A 517-nucleotide genomic window follows, 5' to 3' on the forward strand; every position below is an offset into this window, starting at 1 on the left:
CCGGCCCTGCCGTTCATCGTTTGGCAGGCTGCCTCATTTTCTACTCTGATGATGTTTATCACCTATGCATCATTTATCTATCAGGGGCATTTCGGCCAGTCGCCTTCAAGCTTTTCGATGCTGTTTGCGGCGAATATTGTCGCGATGCTTATCTTCAATATTCTCAATCGCGTGTTGCTTTCCAGGCTATCGTCACTGCGTATCCTGCAGCTGGCAACGGGCTGTCAGGGTGTTGGCATACTGTTGTTGGTGATGGCGGCTTTTATGGAGTGGCCGCTGTACGCTTTCTTGCCCGCCATGATGCTGACCATCGGTGCGGTAGGGGCGATCTCGCCGAATATTCAGGCCTGCTTTTTGGAGTACTTTCCCACCAGTGGCGGAACGGCTGCAGCGCTTCTGGGTGCGGCCCAGTTCGGTGTTGCCGGGCTGCTGAGCGCACTGTCTGCCATGTTGCCGCATACGCTTGAAGCGGTCATCCTGGCCATGGCTGCCTGTGGCTCGGTAGCGTACCTGATGC

The 517-nt window shown here is 55.7% G+C and carries 1 pseudogene; it reads left to right on the forward strand.

The features are described 5' to 3' along the window. A pseudogene (locus tag INT22_RS20765) lies at window positions 1-517 on the forward strand (Bcr/CflA family drug resistance efflux transporter); the annotation flags it as partial.

The sequence above is a fragment of the Halomonas sp. 3D7M genome, from assembly GCF_014897885.1.
Taxonomy (GTDB): domain Bacteria; phylum Pseudomonadota; class Gammaproteobacteria; order Pseudomonadales; family Halomonadaceae; genus Vreelandella.